Source organism: Enterobacter sp. KB-280D8 (assembly GCF_041399405.1).
In the GTDB taxonomy this organism is placed as follows: domain Bacteria; phylum Pseudomonadota; class Gammaproteobacteria; order Enterobacterales; family Enterobacteriaceae; genus Enterobacter; species Enterobacter cloacae_N.
In genome coordinates this window covers 1-23,121 of sequence record NZ_JBGKEC010000020.1, presented here as the reverse complement: position 1 = coordinate 23,121, position 23,121 = coordinate 1, and the positions used below count along the sequence as shown (strand labels likewise).

Below are 23,121 nucleotides of genomic sequence, written 5' to 3'. Positions count from 1 at the left end.
CGTATGTCACTGGTTCGAGTCCAGTCAGAGGAGCCAAATTTAAAAAGCCTGCTTTTAAAGCAGGCTTTTTGCTTTTCTGCGCAAGGTAAACGCAAAACGGCAACCTGGTTGCCGTTTTTAGTGTTTGCTCCCTCTCCCGTGGGAGAGGGATGGGGTGAGGGCACCAGACCGCGCGAAATTACACGCCAATCGGTGCCGTCGCCTCAACCAGCCACGTACGCGCCTCGCTATTCACCAGCGGTGACAGCGCCTCACGTACCTGCTGATGATACGCATCCAGCCACTGTTTTTCCTGCTCGCTCAACAGATTCAATTCCACCTGGCTTAAATCAATCGGGATGAGCGTCAGCGAGGCAAATCTGCAGAACCCCGGGCGGCTCTCCACAATCTCCACCTGGTTTTCAATGCGAATACCGTGGCTGTCGCCCAGATAGTAACCCGGCTCGATAGTCATGATATTGCCCGCCACCAGCGGCCACGGGTTGACCTTTTTGGCGATGCGATGCGGGTTCTCATGGATAAGAAGCTGGTGCCCCACGCCGTGTCCCGTGCCGTGATCATAATCCAGCCCCATCTCCCACAGCGGCCGACGCGCAAACGCATCCAGCTGATGCCCCTGAGTCCCGGAAGGGAACTGCAGGGTAATGAGCGACAGGAAGCCTCTCAGCACGGCGGTGTAGTGCAGGCGCAGCTGGGGGTCGACCTTACCCCACGCCAGCGTGCGCGTGGCGTCGGTGGTGCCGTTAGCATACTGACCGCCGGAATCGTTCAGGTAAAAATGGTCATGGCCGATGGGCTTATTGCTGGCCTCGCTCGAATGGTAGTGACACATCGCCGCATTGCTGGAGGAAGCAGAGATAGTCGCAAAACTCTGCTCGATAAAACCGGGCTGCTGTTTGCGGAATGCCAGCTGCTGAGCCTGCACTTCCAGCTCGGTGAGCGGTTGTCCGGCCGCTGCACGACGCGGCACTTCGCGGCTCAGCCAGGCGAGGAAGTTGACCCACGCGGCCCCGTCCTGGTGATGACACGCGCGATAACCCGCCAGCTCGACCGGGTTTTTGGTAGCTTTCATCAGGGTGATGGGATCGGTTCGCCAGACAATTTCTCCCCGTGGTTCAATGGCGAAGCGCAGGGCGACGGGGGCGGAATCGGCATCAACCATCACCCGCTTCCCTTCAGCAAGCTGCTGACAGCGTTCAATAAAGGTGTCCTGCTGCGCAATAGTGAACGCATTGCGCACTTCGTCAGGCAGGGCGCTGAGCTTATTGTCGTTAACAAACCACTCAACGTGACCGTCGCGACTCAGCAGGGCAAAGGAGAGCGGTACCGGACTGGTGGGGATATCCGAGCCGCGCACGTTGAGCAGCCACGCAATGTTATCCGGCAGCGTAACGGCCAGGTAGTCAGCGTTGTTCGCGGCCAGCACAGCGGCAACGCGCTGACGTTTGTCCTCGCTGCTTTCACCGCTTGTCTCTACCGGCATTTCACGGATAAGCCCCGCCGGTGCGGCAGGACGATCGGTCCATAAGGCGTCAAACGGTGACGCGTTCAGCGGCACCAGCTCGCATGGCGTGGCTGACAGCTGTGTGAACTCTGAGTTGGTCATCAGCAGTGGGTCAAAACCGATGCGCGTGTCCGCCTCAACGTTTGCCGCCAGCCAGTCTGCCAGCGGCTCGTTGTGCAGATGGTGGATCTCAACCTCATCCATATTCACCTGAACGCGGGCCTGCACCTGATAGCGCCCGTCGACGAACAGCAGCGCTTTGTTTTTCAGCACCAGCGCGACGCCGGCAGAGCCGTCAAAGCCCGTCAGCCAGGCCAGCTTTTCGTCGTAGGGCGCGCAGTATTCGCTCTGCCAGGCATCCGCACGCGGGACGATCATCCCGTCGAGATGACTTGCCTCAAGCCAGTGGCGCAGGGCAGAGAGCGGTGTAGGGGTGTGCATGTTTTTTCCTTATTGCTATTAGCGGAACGGCGGCTCGTTGAAGGTACGCAGCTTGCGCGAATGGAGTCTGTCACCTTCCGCTCGCAGCAGGTCGATGGCCCGGATGCCAATCTGCAGATGTTCGGATATCGCCCCTTCATAGAAACGGTTGGCCTGACCCGGCAGCTTAATTTCACCGTGCAGCGGCTTATCGGAGACGCACAGCAGCGTGCCGTAAGGAACGCGGAAGCGATACCCCTGGGCGGCAATGGTGGCGCTCTCCATATCAATCGCCACCGCCCGGCTCAGGTTGAACCGCAGCGCGGAGGCGGAGTAACGCAGCTCCCAGTTGCGGTCATCCGTTGTGACGACCGTACCGGTGCGCAGGCGCTGTTTAACCTCTTCACCCGGCATGCCGCTGACCTCTTTAGTGGCGTCATACAGCGCGCGCTGCACTTCGGCGATGCTCGGGATAGGAATATCCGGCGGCAGCACCGCATCCAGCACGTGGTCATCACGCAGATAGGCGTGGGCCAGCACGTAGTCGCCAATCAGCTGGCTTTCGCGCAGGCCGCCGCAGTGGCCAATCATCAGCCACACGTCAGGGCGCAGGACCGCCAGATGGTCGCAGATGGTCTTGGCATTTGACGGACCCACGCCGATGTTGATCAAGGTGATGCCCTGACCGTCGGCGGTGATGAGGTGCCAGGCCGGCATCTGGTGCTTTTTCCACGCCAGATCGGAGATGGCCTGCTCTGGCGCTTCGGTCTCGGCGGTGATCCAGATCCCGCCCGCGCAGGACAGCGCGATGTACGGGCTTTCCGGGTCGAGGATCTGGCTGCAGCCCCAGCGGACGAACTCGTCAACGTAGCGGGTGTAGTTGGTAAAGAGCACAAACGGCTGGAAATGCTCGGCTGGCGTACCGGTGTAGTGGCGCAGGCGCGCCAGCGAGAAGTCCACGCGGCGAGCGTCAAAGTGCGACAGGGGAGAAAATTCTGCCGGGTGATAAATCCCGTCTGCCGTCTCATCGCCAATCTGCGAAAGTTCCGTCGTTGGGAAGTGGCGGGTCAATCCCGCGCTCATGGAGCGGTCAAGCGTTAACGCCGAGCCGTCAATCACGTAGGGATACGGGATTTCATGTTGTGAGGGCTCAACGGCAATATGCGCACCATAGTCCTGGTACAGCAGCGTGAGCTGTTCTTCAAGATAAGGGCGGAACAGTGCAGGGCGGGTGACGGTGGTGCTGTAGCAGCCGGAGTGGGTAAAACGGGCGTAGGCGCGGGTTTTCGGCGTTGTGCTGGCGCTACCGTCCCAGGTCACAGAGAGCGATGGATAAACAAAAAGGCCCTCGTTTCTGGCCTTTTGATCGGGGAGTTTCCCTGTTTCGATGTATTCGCTAATGGCGCTGCGCAGCGCATTGACGGACTGTTCATACAGCGCGTCGAGTTTTTCCAGCGCCTGAGCCGGGGTCAGGCTGGAGCCCTTATTATTCATCTCTGTCTCCTTGTTCCACAGGTGTGCGACTCTACCCGATAGTATGTCACACGCCCGTGAAACAAAAGGGAGATCAGGCGTGGCTCGTCTCTTTCATCAGCAGCGCCGTCGCCGCCGACAGCAGGCAGCCGGCCAGCAGATAGACCGCCACGCTGTGCCAGTCTCCGCCGGAGAAGGTGACCAGGGCGGCGGCAATAAACGGCGTAAATCCACCGCCGACCACGCTTGCCACCTGGTAGCCCACGCCCGCACCGCTGTAGCGATAGCTCGCGCCAAACAGCTCGGTGAACATCGGCTGCTGCACGCAGACCACCATATCGTGGGCGATGTTGGCGAGCATGATGGCGAAGAAGACGATCCAGAAGACCGACTGTGCTTCGAGCGCCATAAAGAACGGCCAGGCGCTGAGGCTGCCAATCAGCGCCCCGGTGATATAGACGCGGCGGCGGCCAAACCTGTCCGCCAGCCAGGCGAAGCAGGGGATGGTCAGGCAGCTGATCCCGCCGACCAGCAGGCCAATATTCAGGAATAGCTCGCGGGGAAGGCCTAGGTTCTGCGTCGAGTAGTTCAGGGCAAACGCGGTGACGATATACATCGTCAGCAGTTCACAGAGGCGCAGGGCGATAATTTTCAGAAAAGCGCCAGGATGCTGAACCAGCGCTTCCATTACCGGCAGCCGTTTTTTCGCAACCGGCTTTTCCCGCTGCTGCTGTTCGAATTCCGTGGACTCTTCCATCCCGTTGCGGATCCACAGCGCGGCGATGACCAGCACGATGCTGAAGATGAACGGAATGCGCCAGCCCCAGCTCAGGAACTGCTCGTCGGTGGTGAGCTGGCTGATTAACGATACCAGCCCTGTGGAGAGGAGAAGGCCCACGCCGTACCCCACCTGCACGCCGCTGCTGTAAAACGCTTTCCTGTTTTTCGGCGCGCTTTCAACAGATAACAGCGCCGCGCCGCCCCATTCACCGCCCACCGCGAAGCCCTGAATGGCGCGCAGAGTGACCAGCAGCACCGGCGCCCACCAGCCAATGGCGGAAAACGAAGGAAGAATGCCAATCAGCGCGGTGGCGATCCCCATCATCCAGACGGTGAGCATCAGCATGCGCTTGCGGCCGAGGCGGTCACCAAAGTGGCCGAAGATCACCCCGCCGAGCGGGCGAAACAGGAACCCGACGCCGAAGGTGGCAAAGGCGGCGAGGGTGCCCATCGCGGGGCTGACCTGGGGGAAGAATTCGCGGTTAAATACCAGCGCGGCGGTAATGCCATAAAGCAGAAAATCATACCAGTCGACGACGGCACCCGCGAAGCTGCCGAGGGCGGCGCGGCGGGCGCGATTGAGCGAAGGTGTCTCCTCGTTGGGACGATCGGAGATGAGGGTGGAGTCCATAGTTGTCCTGTCCGTACTGATTTTTAATTATTGGTATAAGAAAAGGTCATTCACTTTGCGTCCGTCCTGTAAACGGAACCTATGAGACTACCGCGACAGAACGCCTGAGAAAACGTTTTTATCTTTCAGGAAGGCGCTGAATAAATAAATTTCATCTGCACCTACAGCGCTATAATTATGTCTGCCTGGCTCCGTTACCTGCTGAATGGTTTACAGTAATAGTGACCGCTGCGTGACTTAAGCTGAGGGAATCACGATGCAACGCACCTTTTCGGCACTCTTGATGGTTCTGTTTTTATTCGCCACGCCGCTTCATGCGGAACCCAGCGTCTACGGCGAACAGCGCATCAGCGGCTGGTGGAATGCGCTAACGGACGATGTTTCGCAAACCTGGACTCAGCCACAACGTTACGATCTGTACCTGCCGTTTCTGAGCTGGCATGCCCGCTTCATGTACGACAAAGAAAAAACCGACAATTACAATGAAATGCCGTGGGGAGGCGGATTGGGCGTTTCCCGCTATAACGAAGAGGGCAACTGGAGCGCGCTGTTTGCGATGATGTTCAAGGACTCGCACAACGAATGGCAGCCCGCGATGGGCTATGGCTGGGAGAAGGGCTGGTATCTGGATAATGCCAAAGATTTCCGGCTTGGACTCGGTGCCGCGGCGGGCATCACGGCGCGAGATGATTTTGCAAACTATGTCCCGCTACCGTTCATCTTCCCGCTGTTTTCGGCCGGGTATAAACGCGTTACCGTCCAGTTCACCTATATTCCCGGGACGTATAACAACGGTAACGTGCTCTTTGCCTGGCTGCGCTTAGGCTTTTAAAGGGTGATAACCTTTTTTGCCACGGCGTTAGACAATACCAGCATGGAGAAGAGAACAGAGGTAATGAAAGTGAGCACAATCAGCGCCAGCTTCATACCGAGAGAGGTCACCGGTATCAGCGCCGTCAGCAGATGAAACACCGAGTAGTGCACAATGTACACGCCTGTCATCGTTTTGCTGATGGCGGCCAGAATGGACTCCTTAAATTCAGCGTTGCGGCGAAAGCGCACGCCGTTCGCCGCAATTACCAGCGCGATGATCAAAATGTAAATTTGAGAGCCGGTGAGAATAAAGGCGTTTCTGTCCGCCTTGAACAGCGCGAAGAAGAAGTGGCGCTCGTAAAACCAGGTGAAGAGATAGATAAAGGGGATGGCGACCATCGCCGCCCTGACCACATTTTTGCGGCTAATCCACTCGGCAATTTTCGGGTCGCAAAAGATTTGCCCCGTCAGATAAAACAGCAGCCATGTCCACAGCCGATACTGCGGTGACAGAGAAAGGACGTGCGTTTCAGGATAAAGCGCCGATAGCAGATCGTATCCGTAGGAAAAGAGCAGCAGGGCAGCAATCGCGCCGCAGAACAGCGCTCTCCGCTGGCTAAGCCACTCAACTGCCGGGTGAAAGGTATAAATCACCATAAAGGCGAACACAAACCAGGGCTGAATCAGATACCCACGCTGATAAGGCTCCCACAGGTAGTAGATCGTTATCCAGAACAGAAAAACAATCACCAGGCTTTTAATTTTACTCAGCTGCCAGCGGGTGCCGTGCCGCGATTGTCCGTCGAGATAGCCCGACACCACAAAAAACAGCGGCGTGGCGATGGTCGAGATAAAGGTTAAAAACCCCAGGATCCAGTGATAGTCATAATCATAATGATCCCAGGTATTGTAGATGGTGAAGAAGGTAACCGCCGTCATGCAGCCCAGCGTCTTGATAATGTTCAGCCCTGTCGCATTCATTGTTGTTTGGCTTCGTCCTTACGATGGAAACACGCATAGATAACGGGGAGTACCAGTAGCGTCAGGATTGTAGCAAACCCCAGTCCAAACATAATCACAACGGCCATGCTCTGGAAGAAAACGTCCAGCAGCAGCGGAGCCAGGCCAAGTACGGTAGTGAACGCGGTGAGCAGGATAGGGCGCAGGCGCGAGGTGGCGGCATAAACGATCGCGCTGTGCTGATCCTTTTGCGTTTTCTGCTGTTCGATTTCTTCCACCAGCACGATGCCGTTGCGGATCAGCATGCCGCTCAGGCTCAGCAGACCTATCAGCGCCATAAAGCCAAAGGGAATACCGGTAATTAAAAATCCCGGCGTGACGCCAATCAGCGCCAGCGGTACGGTCAGCCAGATAGCGACGGCATTTTTTACCGAGCTGAACATCAGAACCGTAATCACAAACATCACCAGATACCCGAGAGGCAGCGTAGTGAATAGCCCTTGCTGAGCTTCGCTGGAGTTTTCCGCGTCGCCTCCCCACTCGATACTGTAGCCGTGTGGCAGGCTAAGGGCATCCACTTGCGGCTTCACGCGGGCGAGAATGTCGCCGGAGGTTTGCTGGCTCAGCGGATCCGGGTCCGTCTGAACCGTCAGTACCCGCGAGCGGTCGCGTCGAAGGATTAGCGGATCTTCCCACTCCAGCGAGAAGCGGCTGACGACGTTACTCAGCGGAATATACTGCTGCCGCGTCTGGCTCCACACCAGCACGTTGTTCAGATGACTGGCATCCAGCCTTTCGCTTTCCGGGGGCCTGACCACCACGGGCAGCAGGTCACTCCCTTCCCGATACAGCCCCGCACGGCTGCCGGAGAAATTCATCTCCAGCGCGTTGTCGACGTCCTGTTTATCCACGCCAAGCTCGCGTCCCAGCCCGGCGACGTACTGCGGGCGGATCACTTTGCTGCGGTTTTGCCAGTCGTTCCGGACGCTCCCCGTGGCCGGGTCGCGCACCAGAATATCGTCCACCTGGCTGGCAATCAGGCGCAGCCTGTCAGGATCCGGGCCTTTAATACGCACTTCAATGGCGCTGTCGCCGGAGGGGCCAAACATCACCCGTTTGGTGCTGGCGTTGACCTGCGGATAGTTTCGCGCGATGTACTCGTCCACGTGGCGCGTCAGGGCAGAGATGTTGCGCTGGTCGTCCATGCGCACCATGATCTGCGCATAGTTGCCGTACTGCCGCTGCCCGCTGTAGGTCAGAATAAACCGCATACTTCCCTGACCGATGGTTGAGACGGTGGTCTCCACGCCCGGCTGGCCATTGATCGTCTTTTCAATATCGCCGGTCATTTTCTCGGTCCATTTAATATCGGTACCGTAGGGTAACCAGAGGTCGACAAAGAAAATCGGCGTATTAGACGACGGGAAAAAATTTTGCCGCACGGCGCCGAAGCCCCAGACAGACGCTGCCAGCAGCGCAGCCATGACAATGAGCGTCGGTGCCTTATGGTGCAGCAGCGTGTTAAGCAGGCGCTGGTAGGCGCGGTAGAGTCGTTTATCGTAAGGATCTGACTCGTCGGTTTTATCGGGCGCGCTGTCGTTTTTAAACAACCACCACTTAATCAGCACCGGGGTGAGGGTGAGCGCCGAGAACCAGCTCAGCATCAGGGAAATCAGCAGCACCTGGAACAGGGATTTACAATATTCCCCTGTGGAATCCTGCGACAGCCCGATAGGGGCAAACGCCAGGATGGCAATCACCGTCGCCCCCAGCAGCGGCAGGGCGGAGCGGCGGATGATGTTGTTCACGGCGGTTAACAGCGGGGAGCCCTGCTGTCGGGCAATCAACACCCCTTCGACAATCACGATGGCGTTATCCACCAGCATGCTGAGGGCGATAATCAGCGCCCCGAGCGATATGCGCTGCAGCTCAATGCCCCACAGATACATAATCAGCAGCGTGCCCAGCACGTTAAGCGCGAGAGAAAACGCAATGATGATCCCGCTGCGTACGCCCATAAAGATCAGCAGCACGCCGATGACAATCGCCAGCGCCATCAGGAAGTTAATAATAAAACCGTTAACGGAATGGCCTACTTCGGCGGCCTGATCGTAAAACAGGTCTATCTGTATGCCCGCCGGTTTTTCCGCCGACATCTGGTTTAACTTCGCCTCCAGCGCGTGGCCCACGTCGATAACGTTCACGCCGGGAATAAACGAGACGCCCATGGTGACGGCTTTTTTGCCGTTGGCATGGTAGATACTGGCCGGCGATTCGTTCAGCCCGCGCGACAGCGTGGCGATATCCCGCAGACGCGTCGCCGCCCCGGTGCCGGAAGGCGTGATGATGATATCCGCCAGTTCATCAAGATTCTCGAACTCACCGGTCGGGTGCAGGCGAATGGATTCGGTGCCGGAGGTAATTTCTCCGGCACTGGAAACGACGTTAAGCCTGCTGAGCAGGGCGGAAAGCTGGTTCAGCGTAATGCCCCGCGCGGCCATTTTGGTCAGGGAGATATCGATGTTGACCTGTTGGCTAATGGCCCCGCCGATGGCGACCTTCGCGACGCCGGGGATCAGAATCAACTCCCGGCGCAGCTGCTCCGCATATCTCACCAGTTCAGGATTACTGAATTCATCTCCGGAAATGGCGAAGAAGAAGCCGAAGACGTCGCCGAAATCGTCATTCACAAAGGGCGTGACGACGCCGGGCGGAAACTGACGCGAGGCATCGCCCACGCGGCGGCGCAGTTCATCCCAAATCTGCGGCAGCTCGTTCGAGTGATAGCGAGAAGCGATATTAACGGTGATTTGCGACAGACCGTTTGAAGAGATGGAGCTCACGTTGTCCAGATAAGGCAACTGCTGAAGGGCATTCTCCAGCGGAAGCGTCACCTCCTCTTCAACCTGCTGAGCGGATGCGCCAGGGTAGTGAGTGACCACCACTGCGGTTTTAATGGTAAAGGCGGGATCTTCCAGCCTGCCGATATTCAACAGGGCGAAAATACCCCCGATGCCCAGCAGCAGGATCGTTAGCCAGACGCGAACAGGGTTATTAATAAATTGACGAGAGATATCCATTACAGTCCCCGTTCACGCGTCCAGATACGCACCGGCTGGTTAGCATGGAGCTCCCCAACGCCTGCGGCCACCACGCGCTCGCCCGCCCTAAGCCCGCTGGTAATCACCACGCCTTCGGTACTCACTTGCCCCACGCTGACCTTGCGGTCTTCAAGATGCAGCGTGTCGCCTTCGCCCGTTACGACCCAGACGTGCGGCTCATTGCGCGGGCTGTTGTCCGGGTTAAAGACTGCCTCAACCGGTACGACCAGCGCCTGAGCATCCGCGCCCGCCGGGAGGTTGCTTAAATTGATGGTCACCGTACCGCTTACGCCGCCGACGGCAGGAAAATCATCAGGCCGCGGCATGGTAAGTATCACCTGCCAGGTCAGGGTATTGCTGTCGCTGCTGCCCGAATGTTCTTTGTAGACGGCGGTAAATTCGCGATCCGGAATGGCGTTAATTCTCACCACGGGGCGATACTGCGCGTTGCGGATATCAAGGGTTTTGAACAGGTTCTCAGGAATACTAAACACCACGTCCAGCAGATCGGTCCGGGTTAGGGTCGCAATGGGCTGACCGGCAGACACCACCTGATGGTTTCGTACATGTACGCTGGCCGCCGTCCCGCTGAAGGGGGCAACGAGCGTCATCTGATTCAGTTCCTCTCTGGCAATCTGAAGCGCCGCATTCGCCGAATCGCGGTTTGCACGCTGCACATCCATTTCTGCTTTCGAAATCGCCTGGCGGCCCGCCAGCGTCTGGAAGCGATCGAATTGCCGCTGGGCCAGCGTCGCTGCCGTTTGTCTGTCGTTAACCCGCTGCTGGGCCTCACGGGCGTTTAATCTGGCAAGCTGTTGTCCCTGCTTGATGGCTGCGCCCTGGCGTATATCGAGCGCTTCAATTTGACCTGCACGCTTGAAGGAAAGGTCTGTGGCATCACCCGATTCAATGCGGGCGGGAAAGACGCGCTGCTGGGCGTGTCCGGGGACAGCCACCTCCGCCACTTTTACCATTCGCGGCAGGGGGGAGGCTTGCTCCGGTTTCGGGTCGCACGCCGTGAGCGTTAATAAAACGAATGGTAGAAGAGAGAAGTAGCGGTTCAATGTATTCCCCTAATAAATAACTGTTTTATTTATTCCGTAGCAAGGGCAGGGGGTGACACTATTCGGCCAGAACAGTGACGACCATATAGGTAAATAAACCAATCGCCGTGCTGGCGATAATGGCGAGCGCAATGAACATACCCAGGCGGAGCAGGCTTAAACCATACATAAATTCCTCCATGAGCCGGAAGCGGTGGCTGACTATGAGCATAGTCGGCGAAAAGCGAAATGTTAAATAACCATTATCAGTGGGGGCGCGCTAAACCTGATATTCCTGTGCTACGTTTAATATCAATCATCTCTTTTTACCGTAGCTGGCATTAATGGCAACCTCCTGCATTTAATGCGTTTTTTAGCTTCACTCACTCTCGTGTTGGTTATAAAAAAGGATGCTCGATATGTATAAAAATATTCTCGTTCCGGTGGATGTCTACGAGACAAGCCTGGCGGATAAAGCGTTGCAGCATGCACAGTTTCTGGCACAAAGCGCATCGGGTGACGTTCATTTGCTTCACGTCATGCCCAAATTTTCAGCCGAACTGACGCGTGGGTTTATTTCAGATGCGCGTAAGATGGATGAATATATGATTAATAATGCGAAAGAAAAGCTGGCCGATCTGGTCAAAAAATTGAATCTGCCGGAAGAACGTGTTCATCTCCATGTTCGTAGCGGGAATGTTCGTGATGAGGTTATTAAGCTGGCGGACGAACTTGCTGCTGGCGCGATTATTGTCGGTTCTCGAAATCCAAATATTCAAACCCATTTGTTAGGGTCAGAGGCGGCAAGTATTGTGCGTTACGCCCACGTTCCTGTTTTCGTTATTCGTTAATTACATGAAAGCAAGGTGATTTCTGAATAGAACCTGAGGAAGGAACGATGAAAACAGGAAAACCTGAACGTCCGTACTATCAACAAACCGTTGACGAAACCTTGTCTAATATCCACTCCACCCCGGAAGGACTTAGCGGCACTGAGGCATCCGCCCGCCTTCAGCAGCATGGTGAGAATGCGTTACCGCAAAAAAAGGGCAAACCCGGCTGGCTGCGCTTCCTGGCGCATTTTAACGATGTATTGATTTACGTTCTGCTGGTGGCCGCGTTGCTTAAGCTCTTTATGGGGCACTGGGTAGACATGTTTGTCATCCTTGGGGTTGCCATCATCAACGCGCTGATTGGCCATATTCAGGAGAGCAATGCTGAAAAATCGTTGCAGAGTATTCGCAATATGCTCTCGAGCGAAGCCGTGGTGGTACGGCAGGGGAATCATGAAACGATCCCTACAACGGCGCTGGTGCCTGGCGATATCGTGGTGATCCGCGCCGGGGATCGTATCCCTGCGGACCTGCGCGTAATTGAAGCGCATAACCTGCGCGTGGAGGAGGCCATCCTGACCGGCGAATCCACCGTTGTTGAGAAAAACAGCGATGCGTTAAGCGGGGAACTGCCTTTAGGTGACCGGTATAATCTGCTCTACTCAGGTACCACCGTCAGCTCCGGCGGCGGTAAAGGCGTGGTGGTGGCAACCGGGGGCGAGACCGAGCTTGGCCACATCAATCAGATGATGTCCGACATTGAAAAGCACCGCACGCCGCTGATGGTGCAGATGGATAAGCTCGGGAAGACCATCTTCATCACTATCCTGGTGATGATGGTGGCGCTGTTTGTCTTTAGCCTCCTGTTCCGGGATATGCCGGTTTCTGAACTGGTGCTGTCGCTTATCAGCCTCGCCGTTGCCGCCGTGCCGGAAGGCCTGCCGGCCATCATTTCCATCATCCTTTCGCTTGGCGTACAGGCCATGGCGCGTCGCAAGGCCATCATTCGCAAGCTGCCTACGGTGGAAACGCTGGGCGCAATGACGGTCATCTGCTCGGATAAAACCGGCACCCTGACGATGAATGAAATGACGGTCAAAGCGGTGATTACCGCTGACACGATCTATCGCGTGGAGGGCGACAGCTACGAACCGGTGGGGAATATTCACCCCATAGATGACCCGACGCCCGTCAGCGTGACGCAGGGTTCCCTGCTGGAACGCTACCTGCGCACCATTGACCTCTGCAATGACAGCCAGCTGATTAAAGACGAGCATGGGCTGTGGAAAATCACCGGGGGACCAACCGAGGGCGCGCTGAAGGTGCTGGCGGCGAAAATTCCGCTCCCACCGCTCGATACCGAAATGCGCAGCAAAATCCCGTTTGATTCGCAGTATAAATACATGTCCACGCTGTACCGGCTGGGTGATGAAGAGGTGATTTTAATCACCGGCGCGCCGGACGTCCTGTTCCGCCTCTGCCAGTACCAGCAGACGAATGACGGACTGCAGCCGTTCGATCAGCCTTACTGGGAAGGTAAAATTGAAGAGTATGCCCGGGAAGGGTTGCGCATGGTGGCTGCGGCCTGGAAACCTGCCCGCGAGGGGCAACGCGAGCTGGATCATCCGGACCTGCATGATGGCGTGATCCTGCTGGGTATTGCAGGGATGATGGACCCGCCGCGTCCGGAGGCCATTACCGCCATTGCCGACTGTCTGCAGGCCGGGATCCGCGTGAAAATGATCACCGGTGACCACCCGCAAACGGCAATGAGCATTGGGCAAATGTTGGGGATTGGTAACGCCGCAAGCGCTATCACCGGACGTGAGCTGGAGGCGATGGACGATCGTCAGCTGAGCGACGCCGCGCAGCAGTACGATATTTTCGCCCGAACCAGCCCGGAGGATAAATTCCGCCTGGTGCAGGCCCTGCAAAGTAAACAGGAAGTCGTGGGCATGACCGGGGATGGCGTAAATGATGCCCCAGCGCTCAAGCGGGCGGATGTGGGTATCGCCATGGGGATTAAGGGGACGGAAGTCACCAAGGAAGCCGCCGACATGGTGTTAACGGATGACAACTTTGCCACCATTGCCCGTGCGGTGCACGAGGGGCGTCGGGTTTACGATAACCTGAAAAAGACCATTCTGTTCGTTATCCCCAGCAACATCGCGCAGGCTCTGCTGATCATCATCGCGCTGCTGGCGGGGAATCTGATCCCGCTGACGCCTGTCCTGATCCTGTGGATGAACATGGCGACGTCGGCAACGCTGTCGTTTGGACTGGCGTTTGAAGCGGGTGAGAAGGACATCATGAACCGGCCACCGCGCAAGGCGAATCTCCACGTGATGGACGGCTATGCCATCTGGCGCGTGGTGTTTGTCGGTCTGATGATTGCCATCAGCGCCTTCGTGCTCGAAGCCTGGCTACAGCCGCGCGGCTACTCGGCGGAATTTATCCGCACCGTGCTGCTGCAAACCCTGGTCACTGCGCAATGGTTCTACATGCTCAACTGCCGCGTTAATGACGGCTTCTCGCTGAGCAAAGGCCTGCTGGCGAATAAAGGGATTTGGATCGTGAGCGGCGTACTGCTGGCGCTACAGCTTCTTATCATATACGCACCCTTCATGCAGATGCTGTTTGGCACCGAAGCGCTGCCGTTCCGCTACTGGGTCATCACCTTCCTGATTGGTTTTGTGATGTTCCTTATTGTCGAGGCGGAGAAAGTGCTGACGCGCCGGTGGCGCAAAACCGAGGCGTGATAGCGTAAACTGAGAAAGCCTGAGCCCAGGCTTTCTCTTTTCCGCCGCATGCGGTTGATGGTTGCGCCGCTACCGTTATCTTATCGACAGAAAACGTTCGTTTACTAATGTGCAACAGACCGTTTAGTTTATTATTGTTCTCATTGTGAAGCGCTTCCGATAAATTCGTATTACCCCAATTCCTGGTTTATACGAATATGAATAAAAAGCTATCTATGCCCCTGGTGGTATTAATTGCATGCCTGTCCGTGGGCGGATTAATATCTACCGATATCTTTTTGCCTGCACTGAGCGAAATGCAATTATTTTATAAGGTCACGGAGGCGCAAATACAGGATGCTATCGCCCTGTTTTTATTTGGCGTTGCGTTTTCACAGCTGGTGTACGGGCCGTTAAGCGACAGCCTGGGGAGAAAGAAAACGCTTATTGCGGGGCTGTTAATCTGGTTGGTTTCGACGGTAGGTGTTATTTACTCTACTCATATTAATGAGCTGCTTATTTTACGCTTATTACAGGGCATCGGCTCCTGCGCTGGTATCACCGTCAGCCGGGCGATTATTAATGACATGCTGGATAAGAAGTCTTCGGCTCAGCTTTATCTTGTCATATTTCCCTTTGTGGGTATGTCGCCGGCCATTGCACCCATGATCGGCGGCGTGTTAACCCAACACTTCGGCTGGAAATCCTGTTTTATCTTTTTGACCTTGTTTATCGTCATGACGCTGGGACTGTGCCTCACCGCACTGCGCGAAACCTTACCGCCTGAGAAAAGGCAAAAGCTGAGCGCGGTGGCGGCCATGGTCAATACGCTTGTGGTGTTAAGAAACCGGCAGTTTTTGTTTTATGCCGCGATTCCCTGTTTTGCTTATGCAGCCTATTTTTCCTATATCGTAGAGTCCCCCTTTTTGCTGGGCAAACTCGGGCTTTCGCCGCTTTATATCGGTTACACCTATATTCTGCTATCCGTAAGCTACGTGGCGGGGAATCTGATCGCTAAGAAGAGATCTCGTCAGGCGGGTATTGAAGAGACCATTCGCCTTGGGTATCGCATATTTGTCCTCGGCGGCATTATTTTTGCACTTCAGATGTACTTAAGCCCTGTGCCTTTGTTTACCAGCATTCTCTCCATCGGCATTCTGACCTTTGGCAATGGATTTTTGCTGCCGTTGGGCACGGCGTCTGCCATCGCGGCGCACCCGAAGGCGTCGGGTACCGCTTCGGGTGTAATGGGGGCCTTACAGCTCGGAAGCGCAGCGCTCGCAACCTTCCTGATTGGCAAACTTTCAGCCCATGCTCCCGTCATGACCGCGCTGATTATTGCCTGCGTCTGCGTTGTTGGTTTCCTTGTATATGTTTTTGGTCAATATGGGTTTATGGAATTTGTCTCCAGTAAAGAGAGTAATATCAATGATTAATAATATAGATGTCACATTAAGGGATGGCGGGTATCAAAACAATTTCAGCTTTCCCGTAGACTACGCAATTAAGCATGTGCGCGCACTGGTGAGCAGTGGCGTTGAATGGATTGAAATAGGTTACCGAAACGGTTCATTTAAACCCATCGCGGATATTGGTTTAACCGGAATGTCGCCTGATAATTATATTCAGGCAATTCATGATGCCGTGCCCGAAGCGAAATTAGTTGTCATTGCCCACCCCCATAATATTACCCGGCAGGATATTATTCGCCTGCGGGAATGTGGCGTTGCGCTGCTTCGGCTCTGTATTAAAACCGACAATCCCCAACCCGCGCTGGAACTGTGTGAGGTGGCGAAAGAAAATGGCCTGCGCGTGAGCATGAACTTTACGCGCGCCAGCCAAATTAACGCGAAGACGCTTGTTGACGTGGCAGTGCAGTGTGAGAACGCCGGGGCCGATATTATTTGCATTGCGGATTCTAACGGCAGCCTGCGGCCTGAACAGACCGCCCGCCTGGTTAACCTGCTTAAATGCGCAACGCCGCTTGAGGTGGGATTCCATGCCCACGATAACCTGGGGCTGGCAATGGCAAACTCCATTGAAGCCGTAAAGGCCGGCGCGACCTTTATTGATAGCTCCCTGACCGGCATGGGAAAAGGGGCGGGAAATCTGGCGATGGAAATCTGGCTGTCGCTGTGTAATTTCAACGAAGGCAAAGAACGTTATCACACGGAGTGGATATTTAATCAGGTGCATCAGCTGGTTTCGAAGGAATTTTACAACGCCTCTTACCGCAGCGTAGTGGATATGATCCTTGGGGTGAAAAATCTCAGCGTGGAGAACCGGAAAATGGTTGAAGAGTCATTGACGACAGAGAGTCAGCGTGTCTTCAGCGCTATTGAAAACGTGATCACAGGGACCGCAGCATGAAGTTACAGGATGCGGTGATACTGGCACCGGTCATGCCTGCCTGGGACGGCGGGGCATTTTGCGCTCCGCTGGTTACCTTGCTCGAAGAAAAAGGTTTTTCCGTCACCATCGTCGATACGTTGAGCCTGATTACGCACGACGACCCGCAGAGCGCGATTGACGCGCTTTGCCAGAAGCTAAATGCCCATGTCAAACGCCCCTGGCTGCTGGTGGGGTTTGCGATGGCGGGCACGCTGGTGCAACTGCTTGCGCACCGTTTGCGCGGCGTAGCGGGCGTCATGAGCGTGAGCGCCCCCGGTTTTGCCGACGAGAAATTAACGCAGCGGCTGGTGCGTCTCATCGCACTGCTTGAAAAAGGTGAACTCGGTTCGGCCATGGATATTCTTCATCACTACGTCCTGCCCGAAGGTCAGCCTGCGCCGCAGGAAAAATTTTCCCTGCCAGATGCAGAGAAAATGGCGGCGATTAAGCGCATGCTCACCGGCTTCTCACTGCTGTTAAAGATGGATGCCCGCGCGGATATTGCCGCCTATGACGGTAACTATCTTGCGATTGTGGGTGAAAAATCCCAGCTGGCCTCATGGGAAAACCAGACCCACAGCCCCCGAACCCAGCACTATTACAAACGCATCCCCGGCGCGGGGATGCGTCCGTGGAATGACAATCCCGCTGCGGTGAATGCGCTGCTCAACGAATGGATCGATACCTTATGAAAAAAAATGTTCTGGTTTTGCCGGGAGACGGTATTGGTCAGGAGGTTTGCGACGCTGCGCTGCCCGTTATCGGTGCGCTGGATCTTCCCATCAACCTGACCTTTGGTGAAATAGGCTGGTCCTGCTGGGAACGCGAGGGCAATCCTGTGCCGGCACGTACCTGGGAACAGATTGCTGAGGCGGACGCGGTGCTGCTGGGCGCCATCACCAGCAAGGGGAAAGTGCAGGCTCAGCAGGCGCTGCCCGTCGCGCTCCAGCAGAAAGGCATTGAGTATGTTTCACCGGTGATTCAGCTCCGTCAGCGGCTTGGCCTCTATGCCAACATCCGCCCGGTGAAATACGTGACGGGAGATCGCCGTCCTTTCCGCTGCTGTGTGATTCGGGAAAATACCGAGGGGCTGTACGCCGGAATGGATTTTAAAGGTGTCGGTGAGAACGTGGCCAGCTGGCTTAAACACCCGAATCTCGAAAAATATGGCCCGGAAGAGGCGGCATGGTCAGTGCGTCTGCAAACGCGCTACGGCCTGGTGCGCCTGTTTCAGACGGCCTTTGACTATGCCCGCCAACACCGCTTTTCACGCGTCACGTTTGCCGATAAACCCAACGTCATGCGCGAAAGCGGTCATTTTGCGGCAACAATCTTTCAGGAAGTGGCCGCGCGCTTCCCTGACATTCGGGCAGATATTCACAACGTGGATGCGATTGCCCTCTGGCTGGTGCGTAAGCCTCACGAGTTTGGCGTGATTGTCGCGGAAAATATGTTTGGCGATATCTTGTCGGATCTGGCCGCCGGCGTGATGGGCGGGCTTGGCCTGGCGCCCAGCGCCAACATTGGCAGCGAGGTGGCCTATTTTGAACCGGTACACGGCAGCGCGCCGGGGATGGCGGGGCAGGGAAAAGCCAATCCGTGTGCAATGTTCTACACAATTGCGCTAATGCTGGCGTACCTCGGCTTTGAGGCGCAGGCGGAAAAACTGCAGCAGGCTGTCGATCGCGTTGTTCGTGAGGGGAAGGTGGCGACCTACGATTTAGGCGGCCCGGCGACAACGGAGGAGATGGCAAAGGCGATAATCGACGCCCTGGTTCAGCCAGCCATCGCTAAAACGGCCAGCGTGATTGCAATTGGTGATGAGCTCCTGTCTGGGCAATGCCTTAACACGAACCAGCAGGCTATCAGTCAATGCCTTGAAAAGGCGCACTACCGTGTCAAATTTCAGGCGACCTGCGCAGACAACATCCCGCAGATAAGCTCGGTAGTAACAGGGCGTATCGGGCAGGACGATCTCATTGTGGTGTGCGGCGGCCTTGGCCCAACCTCTGACGATAAAACCCGCGAGGCCATTGCTCAGGTTCTGAGCAAGTCGCTTGTGCACGACGAAGAGACGTGGAAAATCATTGAGGGTCGTCTCGTGACGTTCGGGGTGAAAAGCGATCCTTCAAACCGTCTTCAGGCGCGTTTCCCCGAGGGCGCTTCCATTCTGGATAACGCTTGCGGCACCGCTCCAGGTTTCAGCGCATGCGTGGCGGGCAGCCAGCTGGTGGTTCTGCCCGGGCCGCCTTCCCAGGCGCTGCCGATGCTGGAAGAGGCATTAGCAAATAACAAAGATACCGGGCCTGAAAGGCAAAAGTACTGCTGGACCCTGATCGGGATCAGCGAGAGCGAGGTCGGTTCTATCGTCAATGCGCTGGCCACCTCCACCGACTGGGATAGTCATTTTTTATGGAAAAGCCCTTACGTCATTGTGCAGATCGAAACCCCTGCACACCGGCCTTTACCGCTTCCGGTGAGGCAAAGTCTGGACAGCGCGCTGCGTCCCTATCTGGTGAGCAAACGTAATAAAACGGCGGGCGAAATACTGCGGGATGCGTGCAGTATCCGCTGGCATACGCCAGATGCAGCGCTCTCAGCGTATTTGCCTGCCGGGGGCCTGCCTCGCCAGGGAGAGCCGACGGTGCAGATGGATGTGACGGTCAGCCCGTCGCTCTCGGAGCTTCTGAACAGCGACGCACGGCTGGGGAAAATGACCCTGTCGGTTCGTCATCAAGATGGTCAGGCGCATCAGATGACGTTTCCAGTGAACAGAACACTGCTCGCGCAAACCCTGCCGGAATATGCCGCCTGGTGCGCCTTAAAAACCCTGACAACACAGCATGGATAATTTGACAATGACGACTCAATCAACGCTTCAGTCGCGCCTGCTGGCGCTGGACACGGCGGCCGTTTCGGACGCGCTGGACAGTTTATACATTGCGGGAGGCCTTGCGGGCATCAAGCTGCAGGCCGGGGGCAGTAAGCTGGCGGGACCTGCCTGGACCGTAAAATATGAAGCCTGCGTGGCGGAGAAAAATCAGTTTATGAATGCCGGGAACTATATCGATCGGGTTCCGGCTGGCGCGGTCATCGTTGTGGACAATGGCGGCCGTACGGACTGCACCAGCTGGGGCAATATTCTGACCACCAAAGCCGTGCTTAAAGGCATCGCCGGGTCCGTCATCTACGGTTCAGCCAGGGACATTGCAGACATTCGTCAGATGAATTACCCGCTGTACGCCAGCAACATCTATATGGTTTCCGGCAAGAACCGTGCGCGGGTCACTGCGGTGCAGTGTGCGCTGCAGATTGAAGGGGTAACGGTCTGCCCTGGCGACTGGATTTTCGGCGATGAGAATGGCGTTCTGGCGATCCCCGCTGAGCAGCTGGAGGAGGTGATCCGTCGGGCAGAAAACGTAGAAAAAACGGAGCGTGAGATCATCAACGCAGTTCGTGAAGGCACCTCGCTCGACGTAGCCCGACAAACGCTTGGTTACCATGTGCCCTGGGAAGCAAAAGCATGACGCGCCCGTTTTTTGACTACTGGGCGTCCCGTTTGCGCTTTCTGGACGTGCACTATCACGCGCGCCCGGACAGCTACCAGCGGCGTTACTCCGCCATGGAGGCCGGAGAACGCTACGCGCAGTATCAGGGGGGCGTGGTGCTTAAGAACCATCTGGGAAGCGTCAGCGCGCTGGCATCGGCGATGCAGGAGCAAGGTCTGCCCGTCTTTGGCTCGGTCGTGCTGAATGCCGCCGCCGGGGGGATAAACCTTAACGTCGTCCGCCAGGCGCTGAGCCAGTATCAGTTTGAGGGTGCGCCCAGGCTGCTGGTGCACTTGCCGACCGTGGTTCCAACGGCGCATAAAAGCGGGTTATCCCGAACGTTCAGCAACGAGTACGCCCGGCATTTCGCCGGGCAGCCGCTCTCGATTGCTGATGAGGCGGGTGAACTGCGTTCAGGCGTAAAAACGCTCATTCACTTTGCCCGGCACCATGACATTGTGATCTCCTCAGGACATGCGACGAAAGACCAAACGCTGCGTCTGATTGAGGCCGTTGAGCGAGTGGGCGGCTGCAGGCTGATGCTGAACCAGCCGGCGAATCCGATGACGGGATTTACCGCCCGGGAACTGCGCGCGCTCGGCGAACATGAGTGGCTCTTTGTGGAGCAGTGCGCCCTGACGGTCTATTTAGGCTATCAGCCCCTCGACGATCTCTGTGAGGTGCTGACGGGAGTGCATAACCTGGTTTACAGCTCGGATCTGGGCCAGCCGGGCCAGCCCGACATCGGCGAGTGGCTGGAGGACAGCCACCGCTGGTTCAGAGAGGCCGGATTGGATGCGGCGCGCATTGAGGAGATCGCGCTGCTGAACCCGCTCAGGATGCTGGCGCCGGGGCCGTTGCCAGGTTAAGCGTGCGGAGGAAATCAATGAATGCCTGTTCCTTGGGGGAGGGGTGAGGATTGATATGCACCACATACATGGGAAGAGGGGCAGGCATAAACGCGTCAAGGGCGGTGATGATTTCTCCTGATTCCATTCCCGCTCTCACGGTGAATTCCGGCAGGTAACAGATCCCTAACCCGTGATGCACCATATTGCACAGGTCGAGGCTGTTACTCACTCTGGAGACGTAATGAGGGCGGATTTCAACCAGCTCATCGTCAATCACAAACTTCCAGCTGCGGCGGTGGTTATCAAAATGCAGGAGACAGGTATGCTGGCGGAGCTCATCAGGATGTTGCGGAATACCGTGCTGCTGCGCGTAGGAGCGTGAAAGACAGGTGTATTTTCGCCAGTAGCCAATCAGCGTGTAGTAGAGGTTGCTGTCGGGCAGTGGGCCACACTGCAGCGCCAGATCGAAGCCGTGGCTGAAAAGCTCCATACAGTGATTGCCGGTCACGATATCCAGCTTCAGATTGGGATAGCGTTCCAGGAAGGCGCCAAGGTGCGGAATAACGTGCTGATTGCTGATGGAATGGGGGATACCCACTTTGAGATTTCCGCCGATTTCGTTACTGAGGCTTTTGACATCCCTGAGGCAGGATTCATATTCATCAATAATGAGCAGGCAGCGCTGGTAAAATTGCTCACCGGCCGTCGTCAGAGAAATGCGACGTGAATTGCGTTTAATCAGCTGCGCATTCACCTCGCTTTCCAGCTTTTCAATTCTGCGGCTGATCATGGCCGGGGAGAGTTTCATGGCCATCGCGGCGGCGCGGAACCCCTGACACTCTACGACCATTCTGAAGGCTTTCATATTTTCCAGCATTGTGTCCTCCTGACCCGGTCTGGTATCACTATTCTCGCATTATTTCATCAGCATGTTGTGCTGGTTTTTCTCGCAAAGCGTTATCGCCACGTGACTATTCTGACAAATTTCGCAGCGGGCAGTTATAGTTAGCCTGTGACCATTCGTTTTATCGCAGGGAAACTATGATTCGCTTATTCTCGCTCGCGCTGATGCTTGCTGCCGTAACGCCCGGTGCGCTGGCTGTTACGTACCCGCTGCCGCCTGAAGGCAGTCGTCTTGTCGGCAACCCCGTTACGGTTGTGGTCCCCGAGGGAAATACCCTGCCTCTGGAGTACTTTGCCGCCCAGCACGGCCTGGGGCTGAGCAACATGCTGGAAGCGAACCCGGGCGTGGATCCTTTTTTACCAAAAGCCGGAACGACCTTAACTATTCCCCAGCAGCTGATTTTACCCGATACCGTCCGCGAGGGGATTGTCGTGAACGTGGCGGAAATGCGTCTCTACTATTACCCGCCTGGCAGCAATACGGTGGAAGTGTTGCCCATCGGCATCGGTCAGGCCGGGCGCGAGACTCCGCGTAACTGGGTGACGGCGGTTGAGCGCAAGCAGGAGGGACCAACCTGGTCTCCGACGCCGAACACGCGCCGTGCCTATGCGGCAGAGGGTAAAACGCTCCCGGCCTTCGTGCCCGCCGGGCCGGATAACCCGATGGGGCTGTATGCGATTTATATCGGCAGGCTGTACGCCATTCACGGCACAAACTCGAATTTCGGCATCGGGCTGCGGGTGAGCCAGGGCTGTATTCGTCTGCGTAACAACGACATTAAATACCTTTTCGATAACGTTCCCGTAGGCACCCGCGTGCAGCTTATCGATCGGCCCGTAAAGATGACCACGGAGCCGGACGGCAGCCGGTGGGTGGAGGTTCACGAGCCATTATCACGTAACCGCGCGGAATTTGAGTCAACCCGGAAAGTGCCTCTGCCCATTTCAGCCGCGCAGCGAACGCAGCTGATAAACGAGGGCGCGGGCGCTGAACTGGAACGGCGGTCGGGGATGCCGGTTAAGCTGGGCAACTGAGGGCATGTTAGTCGGGTGGCGGCTGCGCCTTACCCGACCTACGGGACAAGTAGGCCCGGTAAGCGCAGCGCCACCGGGCAATCTTTCCAGATGCCGA

General features: G+C 56.4%; 17 protein-coding genes. 10 read left to right on the top strand and 7 right to left on the bottom strand.

Annotated elements, in window-relative coordinates; translation table 11 throughout:
• Window positions 1-178: 178 nt before the first annotated feature.
• The 3 genes from AB8818_RS22710 to shiA form a co-directional block, all read right to left on the bottom strand.
• Window positions 179-1,945, bottom strand: a complete 1,767-nt coding sequence (locus tag AB8818_RS22710; protein WP_192984779.1) for an aminopeptidase P family protein — start codon at window positions 1,943-1,945, stop codon at window positions 179-181.
• 18 nt (window positions 1,946-1,963) lie between these two features.
• Window positions 1,964-3,418, bottom strand: a complete 1,455-nt coding sequence (locus AB8818_RS22705; protein ID WP_023617725.1) for an AMP nucleosidase — start codon at window positions 3,416-3,418, stop codon at window positions 1,964-1,966.
• A gap of 73 nt (window positions 3,419-3,491) precedes the next feature.
• Window positions 3,492-4,808 carry a shikimate transporter gene (shiA, locus tag AB8818_RS22700; RefSeq protein ID WP_192984781.1) on the bottom strand — a complete coding sequence of 439 codons (1,317 nt, stop codon included), beginning with the start codon at window positions 4,806-4,808 and terminating at the stop codon, window positions 3,492-3,494.
• Between the two features lie 256 nt (window positions 4,809-5,064).
• Between shiA and pagP the strand changes: the two genes are divergently transcribed.
• Window positions 5,065-5,640, top strand: a complete 576-nt coding sequence (pagP, locus tag AB8818_RS22695; RefSeq protein ID WP_116338879.1) for a lipid IV(A) palmitoyltransferase PagP — start codon at window positions 5,065-5,067, stop codon at window positions 5,638-5,640.
• Here pagP and AB8818_RS22690 read toward each other — a convergent pair.
• From AB8818_RS22690 to AB8818_RS22680, 3 genes are read right to left on the bottom strand one after another with little or no spacing between them, the layout of a single operon-like run.
• Window positions 5,637-6,602, bottom strand: coding sequence for an acyltransferase (locus tag AB8818_RS22690; RefSeq protein ID WP_192984783.1), 966 nt, complete (start codon window positions 6,600-6,602; stop codon window positions 5,637-5,639). The two genes, pagP and AB8818_RS22690, sit on opposite strands and share 4 nt — an antisense overlap.
• Window positions 6,599-9,661: an efflux RND transporter permease subunit gene (locus AB8818_RS22685; RefSeq protein WP_192984785.1), complete on the bottom strand. Its 3,063-nt coding sequence runs from the start codon at window positions 9,659-9,661 to the stop codon at window positions 6,599-6,601. The genes AB8818_RS22690 and AB8818_RS22685 overlap by 4 nt, the downstream gene beginning before the upstream one ends.
• A complete protein-coding gene (locus tag AB8818_RS22680; protein WP_192984787.1) occupies window positions 9,661-10,746 on the bottom strand; it encodes an efflux RND transporter periplasmic adaptor subunit in 1,086 nt (361 codons plus the stop codon). The genes AB8818_RS22685 and AB8818_RS22680 overlap by 1 nt, the downstream gene beginning before the upstream one ends.
• 398 nt (window positions 10,747-11,144) lie before the next feature.
• Between AB8818_RS22680 and AB8818_RS22675 the strand changes: the two genes are divergently transcribed.
• The 8 genes from AB8818_RS22675 to AB8818_RS22640 all read left to right on the top strand — a co-directional run bounded on the left by AB8818_RS22675 (window position 11,145) and on the right by AB8818_RS22640 (window position 21,104).
• Window positions 11,145-11,576 (top strand): universal stress protein, encoded by a 432-nt coding sequence (locus AB8818_RS22675; RefSeq protein WP_116338886.1) that lies wholly within the window; start codon window positions 11,145-11,147, stop codon window positions 11,574-11,576.
• Between the two features lie 47 nt (window positions 11,577-11,623).
• Window positions 11,624-14,317: a cation-transporting P-type ATPase gene (locus tag AB8818_RS22670; RefSeq protein ID WP_192984789.1), complete on the top strand. Its 2,694-nt coding sequence runs from the start codon at window positions 11,624-11,626 to the stop codon at window positions 14,315-14,317.
• Between the two features lie 197 nt (window positions 14,318-14,514).
• Window positions 14,515-15,732: a multidrug effflux MFS transporter gene (locus AB8818_RS22665; RefSeq protein ID WP_163329808.1), complete on the top strand. Its 1,218-nt coding sequence runs from the start codon at window positions 14,515-14,517 to the stop codon at window positions 15,730-15,732.
• A complete protein-coding gene (locus AB8818_RS22660) occupies window positions 15,668-16,666 on the top strand; it encodes a 3-hydroxy-3-methylglutaryl-CoA lyase (RefSeq protein WP_226857695.1) in 999 nt (332 codons plus the stop codon). Before AB8818_RS22665 ends, AB8818_RS22660 begins: the two co-directional genes overlap by 65 nt.
• Window positions 16,663-17,379, top strand: a complete 717-nt coding sequence (locus tag AB8818_RS22655) for an alpha/beta fold hydrolase (RefSeq protein WP_163329809.1) — start codon at window positions 16,663-16,665, stop codon at window positions 17,377-17,379. Before AB8818_RS22660 ends, AB8818_RS22655 begins: the two co-directional genes overlap by 4 nt.
• Entirely contained in the window at window positions 17,376-19,538 is a 2,163-nt protein-coding gene (locus tag AB8818_RS22650) for an isocitrate/isopropylmalate dehydrogenase family protein (protein ID WP_163329810.1), read from the top strand. Before AB8818_RS22655 ends, AB8818_RS22650 begins: the two co-directional genes overlap by 4 nt.
• 7 nt (window positions 19,539-19,545) lie before the next feature.
• Entirely contained in the window at window positions 19,546-20,214 is a 669-nt protein-coding gene (locus AB8818_RS22645; protein ID WP_163329811.1) for an RraA family protein, read from the top strand.
• Entirely contained in the window at window positions 20,211-21,104 is an 894-nt protein-coding gene (locus tag AB8818_RS22640) for a DUF6282 family protein (protein ID WP_116338899.1), read from the top strand. Before AB8818_RS22645 ends, AB8818_RS22640 begins: the two co-directional genes overlap by 4 nt.
• On the opposite strand, the gene AB8818_RS22635 is transcribed toward AB8818_RS22640, so the two are convergent.
• The gene (locus AB8818_RS22635; RefSeq protein ID WP_116338901.1) at window positions 21,070-21,963 is read right to left on the bottom strand and encodes a LysR family transcriptional regulator; all 894 of its coding nucleotides are present in this window, start codon (window positions 21,961-21,963) and stop codon (window positions 21,070-21,072) included. The two genes, AB8818_RS22640 and AB8818_RS22635, sit on opposite strands and share 35 nt — an antisense overlap.
• A gap of 164 nt (window positions 21,964-22,127) precedes the next feature.
• Here AB8818_RS22635 and ldtA point away from each other — a divergent pair, with 164 nt between their 5' ends.
• Entirely contained in the window at window positions 22,128-23,024 is an 897-nt protein-coding gene (gene ldtA, locus AB8818_RS22630) for a L,D-transpeptidase (protein WP_116338903.1), read from the top strand.
• The last annotated feature ends 97 nt before the right edge of the window (window positions 23,025-23,121 follow it).

What these genes read in the sequence shown, in the direction of transcription:
- AB8818_RS22690 (WP_192984783.1), bottom strand. Translation starts at nt 6,602, where the DNA reads ATGAATGCGACAGGGCTGAACATTATCAAGACGCTGGGCTGCATGACG.
- AB8818_RS22660 (WP_226857695.1), top strand. Translation starts at nt 15,668, where the DNA reads ATGTTTTTGGTCAATATGGGTTTATGGAATTTGTCTCCAGTAAAGAGA.
- AB8818_RS22645 (WP_163329811.1), top strand. Translation starts at nt 19,546, where the DNA reads ATGACGACTCAATCAACGCTTCAGTCGCGCCTGCTGGCGCTGGACACG.
- AB8818_RS22650 (WP_163329810.1), top strand. Translation starts at nt 17,376, where the DNA reads ATGAAAAAAAATGTTCTGGTTTTGCCGGGAGACGGTATTGGTCAGGAG.
- AB8818_RS22685 (WP_192984785.1), bottom strand. Translation starts at nt 9,661, where the DNA reads ATGGATATCTCTCGTCAATTTATTAATAACCCTGTTCGCGTCTGGCTA.
- AB8818_RS22640 (WP_116338899.1), top strand. Translation starts at nt 20,211, where the DNA reads ATGACGCGCCCGTTTTTTGACTACTGGGCGTCCCGTTTGCGCTTTCTG.
- AB8818_RS22710 (WP_192984779.1), bottom strand. Translation starts at nt 1,945, where the DNA reads ATGCACACCCCTACACCGCTCTCTGCCCTGCGCCACTGGCTTGAGGCA.
- AB8818_RS22665 (WP_163329808.1), top strand. Translation starts at nt 14,515, where the DNA reads ATGAATAAAAAGCTATCTATGCCCCTGGTGGTATTAATTGCATGCCTG.
- shiA (WP_192984781.1), bottom strand. Translation starts at nt 4,808, where the DNA reads ATGGACTCCACCCTCATCTCCGATCGTCCCAACGAGGAGACACCTTCG.
- AB8818_RS22655 (WP_163329809.1), top strand. Translation starts at nt 16,663, where the DNA reads ATGAAGTTACAGGATGCGGTGATACTGGCACCGGTCATGCCTGCCTGG.
- pagP (WP_116338879.1), top strand. Translation starts at nt 5,065, where the DNA reads ATGCAACGCACCTTTTCGGCACTCTTGATGGTTCTGTTTTTATTCGCC.
- AB8818_RS22675 (WP_116338886.1), top strand. Translation starts at nt 11,145, where the DNA reads ATGTATAAAAATATTCTCGTTCCGGTGGATGTCTACGAGACAAGCCTG.
- AB8818_RS22670 (WP_192984789.1), top strand. Translation starts at nt 11,624, where the DNA reads ATGAAAACAGGAAAACCTGAACGTCCGTACTATCAACAAACCGTTGAC.
- ldtA (WP_116338903.1), top strand. Translation starts at nt 22,128, where the DNA reads ATGATTCGCTTATTCTCGCTCGCGCTGATGCTTGCTGCCGTAACGCCC.
- AB8818_RS22635 (WP_116338901.1), bottom strand. Translation starts at nt 21,963, where the DNA reads ATGCTGGAAAATATGAAAGCCTTCAGAATGGTCGTAGAGTGTCAGGGG.
- AB8818_RS22705 (WP_023617725.1), bottom strand. Translation starts at nt 3,418, where the DNA reads ATGAATAATAAGGGCTCCAGCCTGACCCCGGCTCAGGCGCTGGAAAAA.